The sequence below is a fragment of the Mesorhizobium sp. NPDC059054 genome (genome assembly GCF_042739215.1).
Lineage (GTDB): Bacteria > Pseudomonadota > Alphaproteobacteria > Rhizobiales > Rhizobiaceae > Mesorhizobium.
Genome location: NZ_JBHYHV010000001.1, coordinates 960,828 through 974,041, shown reverse-complemented (window position 1 = coordinate 974,041; position 13,214 = coordinate 960,828). Strand labels below are relative to the sequence as shown.

Genomic DNA, 13,214 nt, shown 5'->3' with positions numbered 1-13,214 from the left:
GCTCGCTTAGCGGTATTGCTCGTCCGAAACAGGTTCCAGCCAGTCCACGTTCTTGCCGTCCTGCATGTAGCTGAGTGCGATGTGCGCCATCGGGCTGGTATCGGTTGCTCCGTGCCAATGCTTGATGCCGACCGGAATCCAGACGACGTCGCCCGGATTGATCGTGCGTTTGTCCTTGCCTTCCTCCTGAACCCAACCTTGGCCAGCGGTGACGATGAGCAACTGACCCGCGGGATGGCTGTGCCAAACGGTGCGCGCACCCGGTGCGAAGTTGACCAGCCCCGTGCTGGCACGCGTGATCTCTGTCGGGGGATAAAGCGCGCTGATAACCGCCTGCCCGGTGAAGTTTTCAGCTGTCCCAATGGCTGCCGGAGTACTTCCATTCGCGCGGATTTCGATACCTTCAGCTTGTGCTGGCATGATGCCTGCGGTGCCAATTGCAGCGGCTGCGAGCAACTTTTTCACCGTGATCTCCTTGCGTTTCTACACGTCCCAAGACGAGGCAGTTCGTCTCCGGCCCAATGTAGAACGCGGCACAATGTGCGATTAGATGCTAAGTTGCGCATGCACCAATAAGGAAAACTTCTGAATGTCCGGCGACAATCTGAACGATCTGGCCGCTTTCCTCGTGGTGGCTCAGGAGCGGAATTTTACCAGGGCAGCCAAGCGCCTCGGCGTTTCGCAGTCAGCGTTGAGCCAGACCATCCGAACTTTGGAAGCGCGCCTTGGGTTGCGCCTGCTCACACGCACGACACGGCGGGTAGCACCAACGGAGGCTGGTGAAAGGCTTGTTCAATCCATCGGTCCGCGCATCGCCGAAATCCGAAGAGAGTTAGACGGCTTGAGCGATCTTCGCGAGAAACCCTCGGGCACGATCCGCCTGACAGCTTCGGAACATGCCGCAGAAGCCATCCTTTGGCCTGCGGTCGCAGAACTTGTAAGCGCTTACCCCGACATCAAGGTGGAGATCGTGATCGACTATGGTCTAACCGACATCGTCGAGGAACGCTTCGATGCAGGCGTACGGCCGGGAGAGACGATTGCCAAAGACATGATCGCCGTACCCATCGGACCGGATCTGCGAATGGCTGTCACAGGCGCGCCGTCCTATTTTGAACGACGGCCTGGGCCTAAGACACCGCAAGATCTCACCACTCACAACTGCATCAACTTACGGCTGCCAGTTCATGGCGGCCTCTATGCATGGGAGTTCGAACGGAAGGGTCGCGCACTCAACGTCCGGGTAGACGGCCAACTGATATTCAACACATCGAGTCTGATGTTGAAAGCGGCGCTGGATGGACACGGGCTGGTCTACCTGACAGAGGGTCAGGTCGCGACCTACCTTGCCGATGGTCGGCTTGTCCGAGTTCTTTCGGAGTGGTGCGAGCCGTTCTCAGGTTATCACCTTTACTATCCGAGCCGCCGTCAGCCGACCCCAGCTTTCGCGCTTTTGGTTGAAAGGCTTCGGTATCGTAACTAGGAAGTTCGGACATAGAGCAACGGTCAGGTATAATGCCTACGCTCCACGTGAGCCCAAATCAGGTCGCGTCCATGGCGGTGCGAAACCCGCTTTAGTCGACCAACAACAATGGCGTCCACGCGTGCCAGATCCGCCGGGTTTTCGGCTCCTAGCGTGATATGCAGCTTCGCTCCCTTGGCTTGCAATTGGCACCATCCAAACGGGAGACGAATCTGGCCGCGCTGGCCGCCAAACGTGCTGGCGTATTCAACAAACGATGAGCACAGCTTCTGGATCACATCATCAGGGCCGCCTATGCGAGTGTGGGACCGGAAGGTCAATTCCAGAGTGCTGACTGATGCGGCAGAGCAATCGTTCAAAGGCGCGCACTCCTTTCAGTCTACTCGCCCGGAGCCTCGACTTCCCACGGTGCAATCCAATCTCCCGACACCCGAAGTTCCACGCCCGCATCGTCCTCGATGACCTTGCACACGGTCATCTCGCCCGCCTCCTTGCCGTATCGCGCGGCCGCCTCTTTGAAGCGGTCGTGTGTCGCGCGGGTAAGTTCGTTGCGAGTACCGGTCTCGTTCATCAATTGCTCAATGAGGCCGAGATCCTTGAGACAAAGAGCCAACGGAAAAGAGGGATCGTAGTGGCCCGCGAAGATGGAGGGCACGTCGTGCTGCATGACAAAGCTGTCGGCGGCACCACCCTTCATGGCAGTCCACCACACTTCGGGATCCAGTCCAGCCAGTTTGGCTGCGACCATGGCTTCGCCAATCGCGGCGGCATGGATTTTCCAGAGTTGGTTGTTCACCAATTTCGCGACGTAGCCATTTCCATGCCTCCCAACCTTACGCACCTCGCCCATGGCCTCGATCACTTGGCGAACATGTTCAATGTCGTGATCTTCCCCACCCACGAACATGATCATGTCACCACGGATCGCCGAATCCACTGACCCGGTGACTGGCGCATCAACAGGATGGCCGCCCGCTGCCGCGAACTCCGCACCAAGAGATCGCATCAGGTGTGGACTGCTCGTGGTGAGATCGATCCAGTATTTGCCCTGGCAGCTTGTTGAAAGGAACCCGTTCTGACCGCGAACGACTGCTTCGATTTCGTTGGGTCCGAACACCATGGTCACAACGACGTCGACACGATCCAGCACCTCGGCTGGGCTGCCTGCCGTGTTAGCGCCACGGTCCGCCAATGGCTTCATAGCATCCGACCGAACGTCGTAGACGACCATGTCGAAACCCTTACGAAGTATGTTGAGCGCCGCGTTGCGCCCCATCATCCCCAGGCCTATGAATCCTACTTTCATTCTGGCGTTTCCTTCCAACGCTAACGCCGCAGCCGGACTTGCCCGGTCACGCTTCCCAATGAGGCACCCAATCACCTTCGAGACGCATGGAGATGCCCGCGTCATCCTCAATGCGTTTCGCCACATGGAGCTCGGCCGAGCCTCGACCGTAGCGGCTGGCGGCGACAGCGAACGCGCCCTCAGCGGCTGTGGTCATAGGAAGGGCCGCCCGAACGTTGCGGTTCAGTTCCTGGATCAGACCCAGGTCCTTGAGGCAGAGATCAAGTGAAAACGACGGATCGTAGTGCCCGGCAAAGATCGAGGGCGCGTCGTGCTGCGCGACGAAACTGTCACCGACGCTATTGCGGATCGCATTCCACAATGTACCGAGTTCGACACCGTTCGCGATGCCAGTGGCAAAACCTTCGCCAATCGCCGCCGCTGCGATAAACCATAGCTGGTTGGTCACCAGCTTTACCACGTTGCCAGTGCCGAGCGCACCGCAGTGGATGACCATTCCAAGATGACCGAGCACATGTGCCGCCCGTTCGAAAGAAGCCTTATCCCCTCCTGCAAACAGCGTCAGTTTACCGTTCCGCGCACCATCGACGGCTCCCGTGACCGGAGAGTCTACTACGGCCACGCCTTCAGGTGCCTCAGCAGCGAGCCGAAAGACCAGTTCGTTTCGGTTAGTCGTCAAGTCGATCCAGAGGCTGCCTCTCCTTAAGCTCTTCAATGCTCCATTCTCGCCGACCATGACCTGCTCGACGTGATCTGGTCGCGGAAGTGAGGTCATGAAGATGTCGGCCTGAGCTGCAGCATCCTGGGCGGTTCTGCCAGGCTTGGCCCCGGCAGCTATGGCTTTCTCAAGAGCAGCCGGATTGAGGTCGAAAGCAACGACTGGGTAACCGGCCTTCACCAGTCTTTGGCACATGGGGCCTCCCATGTTGCCGAGACCAACAAAGCCGATTTGAGGAAGGGCTGTCATTTTGTTTCTCCGATGCCGCGTGCGTGACAGATCTGCGTGGTATTCATCGATTTATCGAAGAAGCGCTTCCTCGAATGGAAATCGCGACAGCAACTCATTCCCCGTTTCGGTTATCAAAATCTGCTGCTCAAGCTTGACCCCCTCCGCACCGTTTTTTTCACCAATGTAACTTTCGACACAGATGGTCATGCCTGGCTCGATGAGCCCGTCGTAGCCTGCGTCAGGAAAGTCACCACGGTGGTAAAGGTATGGATACTCGCCCGTCATGCCGCAGCCGTGCGCGGACAGATAATAGCGGTTGGCATAATATCTTTCGGGAATGTCCCATGCCTGCTCCGCATAATCGCGGAAAGTCATGCCGGGTTTGAGGATATCCATATTGTGATGGACCTGCTCATGGGCAACTTTGTAGAGTTCCCTTTGTGTTTCACTCGGCTTTCCTGGGCCGGAATGGAACGTCCGCGAGAAGTCTGAATAGTAGCCGTGACAACCTACGACGTCGGTATCGAGGGCGATCAATTCGTCCTCGCCGATCTCATAGGTGGCAGTTTCCTGGAACCAAGGGTTGGTGCGCTGCCCCGCGCTCAACAGCCTGGTTTCGCAATAGTCTCCGTTCTGCTCGATGACCGACTTGTGAAGAACCGACCACAGTTCGTTTTCGGTTATGCCCGGGCGGATTGCGTCACGCAGCTTGCCAACCGCGATTTCGGTGGCACGAAGCGAAGCGTTGATGCACTTCATTTCCTCGGCTGACTTTATGGCACGCGCCATTTCAACTGGCTGCTGGGCATCGACGATCTTCAAGCCGAGCTCTCTCAAGGCGATTGAGGTACCCGCATTAAGACGCTCTAGCCCGAGCGTGGCATTTTTCCCGACTAATTCGGTAATCAGGTCGTTCATCTCGGCGGCCCAGGCGCGCTCGCGCTCGTCGATGCGAGGTCCGGCTGCGACGAAGCTAGCAGTCCTGGACGGCCTAACCTCATCAATCGTTTCGTATCCGTCAGCCAGGTGGAGACAACCGGTGAACTCGAAGAGGATTGAACGCTCAGCCGTCAAAAGCAAGTAACGCGAAGGAGCATTCCGTTGCGAAAACACCTGCATGTTTCGGGTGCCAGTTGCATAACGTATGTTCACGGGGTCAGACAGGATCACGGCATCGACGCCGTATTGAGCCATCTGCTGTCGCACGCGTCCCTGGCGGTACAGGCGGACTTGTCTAAGATCGATGCCCTCACTCTCCGGCGCGCGGTCAAGCAGCGCAATTCCAGAAAGGTCGCTGCGTTCAGCGTGCCAATCGAAATCTGCCACGGGCGTGCTCCTCAGTGCTGGTTCTTCAGCAGGATGCCCACCATCGCTTCCGTTGAAAACGTTGAAAAAACTCTGGGATTATAATAACCACGAGTTATGAGAAAATATCGAGCCTCGCTGCCTCCGCTGGACTTGCTTATCTTTTTCGAAGCAGCGCATCGCGTGGGCAGCTTCACAGGTTGCGCGAGCGAATTGCATGTCTCGCAGGCAGCCGTCAGCAAACGCATACGACAGCTGGAAGAGTGGGTGGGAGAGCCACTGTTCGTCCGCAACGGAAAACGGCTTCTGGTCACCGAAAGCGGTGATAGGCTTTACCAGACAGTTGGGATGGCTCTGGAGTTTCTCCGGCAGGGTCTGGGCAATCTACGAGAGAACGCGGCAAGACCACTCTCGATTGCAGCAAACACCGTCGTTGGAATGTTTTGGCTCACCTCGCAGCTACAATCCTTTGGTTTATCGGGAGATGCATGCCCAACCCGGCTTACGACCTCGGACAATACCAACGGGCTGCTAGATACCCAGAACGACTTGCTGGTAATTTATAGCGATGGATCGATCCCTGGTTGGCATGCTGCTCGCCTGCTCGATGAAGAGATGGTGCCAATGGCTTCGCCTTCCCTGGCTGCGATGCTGGCGGGCGACCCAGAAGGTTCATTCTCTCAGTACCGCAACGCCGATTGTCCACCTTTGCTTAACTACCTGCGGTCTGCCCCAGACTGGGTAGACTGGCGCGTGTGGTTCAAGGCTCTGGCCATGAAAGGACCAGATGGCTGGCCTGTAAAGACGATGAGCACCTACTCTCAAACCATTGGCGAAGCGATCCGTGGTAACGGCATTGCCTTGGGGAGCGTCGCACTTCTCCATTCAGAACTGGAAGCGCATCGGCTGGTGCCTCTATCGAGAGACGTCCTGCGAACCCAAAAAGGCTATTACCTCTGCCACAATGAAAACTTACCTCTTTCCGGTGACGCTCAACGGCTCGCGGAATTCCTTGTCGTTGCGGCCAATGCACAAAGGACTGGGACAGGACACCTTCGGGATATCATGTTCGACAAAGCTGCCCAAAAGGTCTGAGGGACTGACAAGGACCAGCGTAAACCGTGCATCCGACACGGATTAATATAACCGACGGTTATTGGATAAACCGAAGTTTTATAGCGTTTAGACCTGCCGCCACGAGTGCTAACGTGCCCGGCAGAGCACGAAAACGTGCGCTTTAGCCAGAACAGACTTTCAAAAATCATCTGATCATCCGCAACAGCGGCTGATGGAGCGAGGCTGTCTAAAAAAGGGAGGAGTTATGGATGAGCGTCTATAGCAGCAATGGGGATAGGGTTCCGGATCACATTCTCGCCTCGGCGGCTGACGTACGGGCGGGCAAAGTAGATCGGCGCGAGTTTTTGGCCTTAGCCAGCGTGTTTGGCGCGTCAACGGCAATGGCATACGGCCTGCTCGGCCTAGCGGCTCCGGTGGCGGCGCACGCAGAGGACACTCAGGCGAAGGCAGGGGGCGTCCTGAAAGTCGCCATGTCCATCAAAGATCCCAAGGATCCGAGAACGGCGGACTGGAATGAAATTTCAAATGCCGAACGCCAGGCACTGGAACCACTGGTGAAATACACCTCGGATTACACGTTTCGTCCGTACCTTTTGGAAAGCTGGGACGTGAATGAAGACGCGACCGAATATACGCTGCATGTCCGCAAGGGTGTCACTTGGTCAAATGGGGACCCGTTCACGGCTGACGACGTGATTTTCAATTTCGGACGATGGGCCGATAAGAAAGCGAGCGGCAATTCGATGCCAGGACGGCTCGGCTCGTTGGTCAAGGATGACAAGCTAGACGAAAGCGCAATTACCAAGGTCGATGACCTGACAGTGAAGCTTAAGCTCGCGAAGCCGGATATCGCTCTAATTCCAAACCTCTGCGACTATCCGGGTCTCGTCGTACACAGGACCTTCGACGAGAAGGGCGCGAATTTCAAATCGTGCCCTATCGGTACGGGACCATTCGAACTTGTCTCTTATGATGTAGGAGAAAAGGTGGTCTTCAAGCGTCGTACCGACAACAAGTGGTGGGACGGCGAGGTGTTTCTCGACGGCATCGAATTCATCGATTATGGCACCGACCCTTCGGCGATGGTCAGCGCATTCGAAGCTGGTGAGGTGCACGTCAATTTCGAGACGACTGCCGACTATGTCGCCATCTTGGACGGCATGGATCTGGTGAAGTCGGAGATTGTCACGGCTTCCACGATCGTATGCCGGACACACGTCACCAACAAACCTTACGATGACCAGAAGGTCCGACAGGCTCTTCAACTGGCTTGCGACAACACCGCGGTTTTGCAGCTGGGATACGGCGGTGCAGGCACGGTTGCCGACAATCACCACGTTTCACCGATTCATCCCGAATACTACGAACTGGCCAAGGTTCAGCGCGACCCGGCAAAAGCTAAGGCTTTGCTTCAGGAAGCCGGACAGGCCGATTTCGAGCACGAGCTGATCACGGTAGATGAGGATTGGCACAAGAACACCGGTGATGCCATTGCCGCTCAGTGGCGCGATGCTGGCATCAAGGTCAAACGCACGGTTCTGCCGGGCTCAACCTTCTGGAACGACTGGACCAAGTATCCACTGTCCATGACAAACTGGAACATGAGACCACTCGGCGTTCAGGTGTTGGCTGTGGCCTATCGCACCGGCGAGGCATGGAACGAGGCTGCTTGGTCGAATCCGGAATGGGATGACAAAATCAACGCGGCGCTAGCTGTTCTTGATCCCGCCAAGCGCAAGGAACTGATGAAGGATATCGAGCATATCCTGCAGGATTCCGGAATCATCATCCAGCCATACTGGCGCAAGCTCTATTGCCACTTCTCGAAGGCCGTGCAGAACGACCGGATGCACCCCACCTTCGAGCGCGACTACGGCAAGGTCTGGCTCAACAACGACGCCTGATGTTCCGACAATCTCCCAAGACGACTGGGGCGGCCCACCAAGACCGGGCCGCCCCAGAGGAGCCGTCTCACCCGCCCATCAAAGCGGTATCGAATGGATAAGACGTCAGGTTTTCATAACCGGTTTCGGTAATAAGAACCTGATCCTCGAGTTTGATCGAAAAGTTGCCTCTCTCTGCCGAGACCAGAGCCTCCACGCAAATGATCATGCCGGGCTCGAGAACATAGTCAAATGCACCGTCCTCAAATCGGTCGGGATACGTGATAAGGGGCCATTCGTCACACAAACCTGCGCCATGCATTTTCGCACCGTATTTTTGCTTCTGGAACGGCGCGTCCAGATGGTGCCCACCGAATGCCAGGTCCTTGAAGCTCACCCCCGGCGCTAACAGTTCCATGTTCGTCATGATGTGCTCATGCGCATGGCGCATTGCATAGACCATTTCGTTTGAGGGTTTGTCAGGGCCGATCCACCATGTGCGAGAAATATCGACACACATGCCGTAGGATCCGATCAAGTCAGTGTCGAAGGCAACGATCTCGTTTTCCTGCACGATTCGAGGCCCACATTCCTGGAACCACGGATTGGTGCGGGGACCCGATGCCAGGAGACGGGTTTCGATCCATTCACCGCCCCGCCTTATATTTTCGGCATGTAGAACCGCCCAGATATCGTCTTCGGACATGCGCCCGAACGGAATTCCGCTTCGAGCAGCAATTTCCATTTCGCCAACCGCGCGCTCACAAGCATGCACAGCGCATCGCATGGCCAATATTTCATCTGGGCCTTTTACGGCACGAGCCTTTTCGGTGAGCTCTTCCCCCGGAAATACCTCGAAACCCTGGACTTCAAGACTTCTCAACCCGTGGATCATGATCTTATCGACCGCCAAGCGCTTGTTCGCACCTGAATGGCTCGTCATTAGCTCACGGATCTCACCAGCGAACGTATCCGCCGCTTCGTCGAGCTTGTCGCCACGATCGAAGTAGAACATGCTGGCACCGCTTCTTCTTTCCTTTATCAGCGGATTGGTCTCGCTGAGGAAAATCGCGTTCTTATAATCCCAAATCACCATATAGCCGTCGGCGCAGATCAGGACGGCACGAAACGGGTTATGGGTATTCCATAGCTGCATATTGGTGCTGTCAGTTGCGTATCGGATGTTGAGTGGATCGAAAAGCAGCAGTCCGCCGTAGTCTCGTTCTTGAAGAAACTGCACAAGACGCCTCCAGCGGTGCTCCCGCATACGGACCAGGTCCGGCAATTGCAGACCAACTGCGGCCCACTCGTCGTAGGCCAGTACAGTTGGCCCGATCTCCATTCTGTTCATGTCGTTACGAGAACCGTCCGCCAGCGCTTCGCCGCGGGTTGGGTCTATTTTGCGAACATCGCGATAGTGCAGATCCATTCGAAATTCGTCTCCTCCCAAGCCAAGTTCCGATAGTTGCAGAAAGCGCAAAAGCCTCACACATCTGAAATTTTCTGGGATTTTGATAACTACGAGTTGTGTAGCTTCAGCGGCGCGAAGCGCTGCAGTTTACGCGCTGACACGCGTTCAGCGAGCGTGCGGAAGCTGGACACAATGATCTTGGCTACCTACCTCACTTGGAAGGCGGGCCCGGAGATCGACGACCAACTCTGCAATATCTTACCACGCGACTGCCTAGCTGCTTGCCTCATTGGCCGCTGCTTGGCGACCCGGCCCCTTCTATCGCTGGCAGATGAAACTCTCCATCTACGGATTTCATGTATCGCTGACAGACATCCCATTCGAGACTTTCCCCAAAACGTTCCCTCAGCAGATCGAACAGCACCTTGACCTTGGTGGTCATCGCGCCGGTTGCTGGCGGTCTGACGAGGAAGAGGCCAGTCACTGGGCAGGGATATTCCTCAAGAAGCGGAAGCAAGTCGCCCGATAGGAGCCCAGGGCCGATCAGGAAAGACGGCAGCATTGCAATTCCGAGCCCCGCCTTCGCGGCAGTCAGGAGCGCATGGCTGTTATCGGCCATGAAATGGCTCTTTGGACGAAAAGTGACGATTTCTGGCCCAACCTGAAATCGCCATGGATGATCTGCATGCACAAGCGTGTAGTGCTGACCGATATCATCCAACGTTTGCGGAGCGCCACACCTGGCGACATAATCCGGACTGGCGACGACCCCGCTCCTGACAGGCGCAATCCGTGTGGCCAACAGCGTTGAATCCGGCATCGCCCCGATTCGGATGCCTGCATCGAAACGTTCGCCCACCAGATCAATCAGTCGGTCGCTATAGAATGCGTGTATCCGCAATTGAGGATACCGTTGACCAAGTTCCGTCAAGAGTGGCGCGATGTGCGATTGACCAAACGAGAGTGGTGCCGCCACTCTCAATGTCCCTGAAGGTTCTTCCTTCCGTGACAGAGCGTCGCGTGCGGCTGAGATCTCACCGATCATCCTGTCCGCGAACGGTTTGAAGTTTGCCCCCTCCTCCGTGAGATGCACCCCCCGCGGGGTCCGCACGAGGAGTGTGACGCCAAGTGCCTGCTCAAGGCGCGACAGGCGACGGCTTAGGATCGATTTCGACATCCCGAGCCGTCGACCTGCCCGCGTGAGACCACCTGCATCGCTAACTTCCGCGAAGACGATAAGATCGTCCAAGTCGAGCATGGGCGTTTCCATTTCTGCAACATGAAGTCGCAATATGATGCTCTAGCAGCTCACTTTCAGCAACATAAGTTGCCAGCATTGGATGGACGCCTCCCATGAAAGGTCACGTTCATCTGACACAGTAATCTATGGAGCTTGAAGTGGGTAAAACGATTGCCATCGTGGGTGCAGGAGAAGGCGTGGGCCTTGCAGTTGCCGAGCGTTTCGGACGAGAAGGTTTCCAGGTCGCACTGCTTGCTCGCGACGCTGAGAAGACGAAGTCCCTTGCAAATCGCCTGGCTGGACACGGAATTAAGGCGCAAGCCTTCAAGGCGAACGTTCTGGATCGACCGGGACTGGCGGCTGCACTCGGCGACGTCAAACAGAGCCTCGGCCCGATCGACGTTCTCGAATACAGCCCACTGCCGAGTGGCCAGATGCCCCCACCGCGCGTGTTAAGCGTCGATGAGCAGGAATATCATCTGGAATTGAATGTGTTGGGGCCGATCGCAGCGGTCCAGGCCGTTCTCCCGGATATGCTGGCGAGAAAATCCGGAAGCATCCTTTTCACCGGTGCCGCTTCGGCACAACGGCCGCTTATCATGACCGCTCCCTTTGGTGTGGCCGCGGGTGCCCTTTTGAACTACGTGCGCATCCTAAATCGCGACGTGTCGGTCGACGGGGTCTTTGCAGGGTTTGTGGCGATCGCAGGCATCGTTGTGCCAACGGGCAAAGACGACGCCGAAAACGCGCAATTCTTCCCGTCGGAAGTTCCCCGGATCAAATCCGAAGAAATTGCTGACCTTCACTGGCGTCTGCATGCGGAACGACGCGATAGCGAAGTCATTATCGGTGACATCGACCGTCTGTACGCCATCCCCGGGTTTTATTGACACTGCGCTTCGGGTCGATAGCAGCAAGCTCAGGGCCCCCCTTGGGGGTGATGAAACTCAGTGGCTTCAGCCAAAATCGACTTAATGTCTCTCGATGTGTCGGCAACGGAATCGGCAGCGACAGTCTGTCCTGTTTCAATGAGCCGTTTGCCAACCATATAAGCGCGTGGATCGTTGATCGCGTCGAGCGCGAGTAGTTTGTCACCTCTATAGTACCAAAACGACCGGGAAACGCCTTCGCTGCCGCGCGCGACGACCCGGTCGTGGCTGGAGTTCAATCCAGCGATCTGCAGCTTCACATCGTATTGATCGGACCAGAACCACGGCTTGGCTACATAGCGCTTCTCAGCGCCAAGCATGTTGGCAGCGACACATTCTGCATGGTCGATCGCATGACCGACGCTTTCCAGCCTTACCTGACGCCTTGATGAGGGGAACGAAGCACAATCGCCAGCGGCCCAAATCGAAGGGTCGGTTGTACGACCGAATTCATCCGTCGATATCCCATTATCGATGTGGAGACCTGCAGTTTCAGCCAAGGCAATCGCCGGCACAATCCCAACGCCAACGATGACAAGATCAGCAGGCAGTTCACGTCCATCGGTCAAGACCGCACTACGGACTCTACGGTTACCTGTCAGGCGATCCACTCCGATGCCTTCTATTATCTTCACCCCATGAGCGGCATGGAGGTTACGAAAGTAAGTCGCCGTATCCGTCGAGGCGACGCGTTGCAGGATACGCGTTGCCGTTTCTATAACCGTGACGTCGAGCTTGAGCTTTGCTGCTACGGCAGCCGCCTCCAGGCCGATATAGCCTCCGCCGACGATTATCAGCCGTTTGCCGGGTACGAGGTCCTCTGCCATCGCATCGACATCCGCGAAATTGCGGATGGTATGGACGCCCCGCAAACCACCGCCAATCGATAGGGGCAAGCGTCTGGCAGTCGACCCGGTTGCGAGCGCGAGTTGACTATACACAAACGTCTCATCGCCGACTTGAAGCGTTCTGGCTCCGCGATCGATCCTAGTTGCGAATTGGCCAAGGCGAAGATCGATATCGTGGTCAGCGTAGAAGCTCGCAGGTTTCAGAAGTAAACGTTCGACACCCATCTCGCCGAGAAGATAGGCTTTGGACAGCGGTGGGCGCTGATAGGGCAGTATCGGTTCCGCGCCGATGAGTGTGAGAGGGCCGCAGTATCCAAGCCCTCTGAGCTTGGCCACGAGGGATACGCTCGCCTGACCGCCTCCAACGACGATTATTCCATTGCCTGAAGAAGCCGACATCGTCCGTGCTCGATTTCCGGTAGACAGGATGGCCTCGGGATGGCCGGAGTTCTCAGATCTGTTTTTCCGGCATCTTCACGACTAAGCCGTCCAGTCTGTCATCAATCCGGATCTGACAAGTCAGTCGCGAGCGTATCGGGTCGGGCTCGTAGGCGAAATCGAGCATGTCTTCCTCCATTGGATCCTTGGGGGGAAGCCTCTCAACCCAGTTGGGATCGACGTAGACATGGCAGGTGGCGCACGCGCAAGCGCCCCCGCAATCGGCTTCTATGCCAGGAATACTATTATCACGTGCACCTTCCATCACTGTCTTGTCGACCGGAACGTCCACCACGTGGACCATGCCGCCGTGTTCAATGTAGGTAATTTTCGCCATGCTCCATG

13 protein-coding genes are annotated in these 13,214 nt (G+C 56.5%); 4 read left to right on the top strand and 9 right to left on the bottom strand.

All coding sequences use genetic code 11. The annotated features are described in order from the left end of the window. Positions 1-6 precede the first annotated feature (6 nt). Positions 7-465, bottom strand: a complete 459-nt coding sequence (locus ACFWXH_RS04700) for a cupin domain-containing protein (protein WP_379117963.1) — start codon at positions 463-465, stop codon at positions 7-9. 124 nt (positions 466-589) lie between these two features. On the opposite strand from ACFWXH_RS04700, the gene ACFWXH_RS04695 reads away from it, so the two are divergent. Continuing rightward, entirely contained in the window at positions 590-1,483 is an 894-nt protein-coding gene (locus ACFWXH_RS04695) for a LysR family transcriptional regulator (RefSeq protein WP_379117961.1), read from the top strand. A 23-nt stretch (positions 1,484-1,506) separates the two neighbouring features. Here the strand turns inward: ACFWXH_RS04695 and ACFWXH_RS04690 are convergent, their stop codons facing one another. The 4 genes from ACFWXH_RS04690 to ACFWXH_RS04675 form a co-directional block, all read right to left on the bottom strand. Further along, the gene (locus tag ACFWXH_RS04690) at positions 1,507-1,761 is read right to left on the bottom strand and encodes a DUF2218 domain-containing protein (protein ID WP_379117959.1); all 255 of its coding nucleotides are present in this window, start codon (positions 1,759-1,761) and stop codon (positions 1,507-1,509) included. Positions 1,762-1,862: 101 nt separating this feature from the next. Next, positions 1,863-2,789 carry an NAD(P)-dependent oxidoreductase gene (locus tag ACFWXH_RS04685; protein ID WP_379117957.1) on the bottom strand — a complete coding sequence of 309 codons (927 nt, stop codon included), beginning with the start codon at positions 2,787-2,789 and terminating at the stop codon, positions 1,863-1,865. 46 nt (positions 2,790-2,835) lie between these two features. Next, positions 2,836-3,756, bottom strand: a complete 921-nt coding sequence (locus tag ACFWXH_RS04680) for an NAD(P)-dependent oxidoreductase (protein WP_379117955.1) — start codon at positions 3,754-3,756, stop codon at positions 2,836-2,838. A gap of 51 nt (positions 3,757-3,807) precedes the next feature. Beyond that, positions 3,808-5,064 carry a M24 family metallopeptidase gene (locus tag ACFWXH_RS04675; RefSeq protein ID WP_379117953.1) on the bottom strand — a complete coding sequence of 419 codons (1,257 nt, stop codon included), beginning with the start codon at positions 5,062-5,064 and terminating at the stop codon, positions 3,808-3,810. A 96-nt stretch (positions 5,065-5,160) separates the two neighbouring features. Here ACFWXH_RS04675 and ACFWXH_RS04670 point away from each other — a divergent pair, with 96 nt between their 5' ends. Next, the gene (locus tag ACFWXH_RS04670) at positions 5,161-6,138 is read left to right on the top strand and encodes a LysR family transcriptional regulator (protein ID WP_379117951.1); all 978 of its coding nucleotides are present in this window, start codon (positions 5,161-5,163) and stop codon (positions 6,136-6,138) included. 230 nt (positions 6,139-6,368) lie between these two features. Next, positions 6,369-8,024, top strand: a complete 1,656-nt coding sequence (locus ACFWXH_RS04665; RefSeq protein ID WP_379117949.1) for an ABC transporter substrate-binding protein — start codon at positions 6,369-6,371, stop codon at positions 8,022-8,024. 67 nt (positions 8,025-8,091) lie between these two features. On the opposite strand, the gene dddP is transcribed toward ACFWXH_RS04665, so the two are convergent. Then, entirely contained in the window at positions 8,092-9,432 is a 1,341-nt protein-coding gene (dddP, locus tag ACFWXH_RS04660; protein ID WP_379117947.1) for a dimethylsulfonioproprionate lyase DddP, read from the bottom strand. A gap of 268 nt (positions 9,433-9,700) precedes the next feature. Continuing rightward, the gene (locus tag ACFWXH_RS04655) at positions 9,701-10,672 is read right to left on the bottom strand and encodes a LysR family transcriptional regulator (RefSeq protein ID WP_379117945.1); all 972 of its coding nucleotides are present in this window, start codon (positions 10,670-10,672) and stop codon (positions 9,701-9,703) included. Between the two features lie 140 nt (positions 10,673-10,812). On the opposite strand from ACFWXH_RS04655, the gene ACFWXH_RS04650 reads away from it, so the two are divergent. Then, the gene (locus tag ACFWXH_RS04650) at positions 10,813-11,544 is read left to right on the top strand and encodes an SDR family NAD(P)-dependent oxidoreductase (RefSeq protein WP_379117943.1); all 732 of its coding nucleotides are present in this window, start codon (positions 10,813-10,815) and stop codon (positions 11,542-11,544) included. 29 nt (positions 11,545-11,573) lie between these two features. Here the strand turns inward: ACFWXH_RS04650 and ACFWXH_RS04645 are convergent, their stop codons facing one another. Then, complete coding sequence (locus ACFWXH_RS04645) at positions 11,574-12,830, bottom strand: NAD(P)/FAD-dependent oxidoreductase (protein WP_379117941.1); 1,257 nt, start codon at positions 12,828-12,830, stop codon at positions 11,574-11,576. 52 nt (positions 12,831-12,882) lie between these two features. Beyond that, on the bottom strand, positions 12,883-13,206 hold the full coding sequence (locus ACFWXH_RS04640) for a 2Fe-2S iron-sulfur cluster-binding protein (protein ID WP_379117939.1): 324 nt from the start codon (positions 13,204-13,206) through the stop codon (positions 12,883-12,885). Positions 13,207-13,214: the final 8 nt, after the last annotated feature.

What these genes read in the sequence shown, in the direction of transcription:
- ACFWXH_RS04670 (WP_379117951.1), top strand. Translation starts at nt 5,161, where the DNA reads ATGAGAAAATATCGAGCCTCGCTGCCTCCGCTGGACTTGCTTATCTTT.
- dddP (WP_379117947.1), bottom strand. Translation starts at nt 9,432, where the DNA reads ATGGATCTGCACTATCGCGATGTTCGCAAAATAGACCCAACCCGCGGC.
- ACFWXH_RS04665 (WP_379117949.1), top strand. Translation starts at nt 6,369, where the DNA reads ATGAGCGTCTATAGCAGCAATGGGGATAGGGTTCCGGATCACATTCTC.
- ACFWXH_RS04685 (WP_379117957.1), bottom strand. Translation starts at nt 2,789, where the DNA reads ATGAAAGTAGGATTCATAGGCCTGGGGATGATGGGGCGCAACGCGGCG.
- ACFWXH_RS04640 (WP_379117939.1), bottom strand. Translation starts at nt 13,206, where the DNA reads ATGGCGAAAATTACCTACATTGAACACGGCGGCATGGTCCACGTGGTG.
- ACFWXH_RS04645 (WP_379117941.1), bottom strand. Translation starts at nt 12,830, where the DNA reads ATGTCGGCTTCTTCAGGCAATGGAATAATCGTCGTTGGAGGCGGTCAG.
- ACFWXH_RS04655 (WP_379117945.1), bottom strand. Translation starts at nt 10,672, where the DNA reads ATGCTCGACTTGGACGATCTTATCGTCTTCGCGGAAGTTAGCGATGCA.
- ACFWXH_RS04680 (WP_379117955.1), bottom strand. Translation starts at nt 3,756, where the DNA reads ATGACAGCCCTTCCTCAAATCGGCTTTGTTGGTCTCGGCAACATGGGA.
- ACFWXH_RS04695 (WP_379117961.1), top strand. Translation starts at nt 590, where the DNA reads ATGTCCGGCGACAATCTGAACGATCTGGCCGCTTTCCTCGTGGTGGCT.